General features: G+C 57.9%; 1 pseudogene. It reads right to left on the bottom strand.

Going from position 1 to position 1,134, the window contains the following annotated elements:
* A pseudogene (locus ASE26_RS23735) lies at positions 1 to 1,134 on the bottom strand (hypothetical protein); the annotation flags it as partial.

Raw genomic sequence — 1,134 nt, 5'->3', positions numbered from 1 at the left:
CTGGGTGTCGTAGATGAGCTGCGTGACGGCGCCGGTGCCGTCCACGCTCCAGGCCAGGCGGCCGTCCTTGTCGTAGCGCTGGAATTGATGCACGTCCTTTACCGCGTCGGCACGCAGCAGTGCCTGCACCGTCGACACGCTTACTTGCTGCGCATTGTCACCCAGCGTGATCGCTGCGGCATACCGCACCGTTTCTATTACTTTGCCATTCGCATCGTAGCGGTTCTCGCTGACGATTCCGAGCGGATCGACGGAAAACACCAAGCGGTTGTCGGCATCGTAAGTGTACCCAGTCATCGCCGGCACCCCGCTCGGCACCGGTAGCGCATTCGTGTCGCTCGAAAGCGCTGCCAAAGCCGCTGTCGTCAAGCTCTCAGAGTAAGCAAGGCGTATAGCCAGGTTGCCGTTTCTATCGTAGAACAGCTGCGTAACGGCGCCAGTGCCGTCAACGCTCCAAGACAAGCGGCCAAGCTTGTCATATCGCTGGAATTGATGCGCGTCTTTCGTCGGATCCACCTTCAACAGCGCAACGATCGACGCCGTGCTCAATTGCTGCATCCCGTTCGACACAGCGATTGGAGCGGCATAGCGCACAGTCTCAACCACATTGCCAAGTCTGTCGTAGCGATTTTCGCTGACGGCACCAAGCGGATCGACAGTAAACACCAGGCGATTATTGGCGTCGTAGACGAATTGATACAACGTCGATCCACCTGTAGGCGCCGGAGCAGAGTTCGAATCCGCGGCCAATGCTACTAGTGCCGCTGTCGTCAGATACTCGGCGTACGCTATCCTCTTTACGACATTTCCTCGGCCATCGTAGATAAGCTGCGTGGCTGCGCCGGTCGCATCAACGCTCCAGGCCAAGCGGCCATCTTTGTCAAAACGCTGGAATTCGCGCACATCTTTCGACGCGTCAGCACGCAGCAACGCCCGCACCGACGACAACGTCAGCGCGGGGGTGTTGACCGCTTCAGAGCTGCCAGAGTAATTGGTCCAATTACTGGTCCCTTCTGCCATGCTGCTATTGGCATTGAGGACATTGCCAGCAGCATCAATGAACTCGAGGTAGTCGACCTCGACGCCCATACTGCCGTCGGCAGCTGGGGTGCCGTAATAGTTATACAGGAACAG

The organism is Duganella sp. Root198D2 (assembly GCF_001428585.1).
GTDB lineage: Bacteria > Pseudomonadota > Gammaproteobacteria > Burkholderiales > Burkholderiaceae_D > Rugamonas.
The sequence above is the reverse complement of the archived record's forward strand: the minus strand, read 5'-3'. Positions and strand labels throughout refer to the sequence as shown.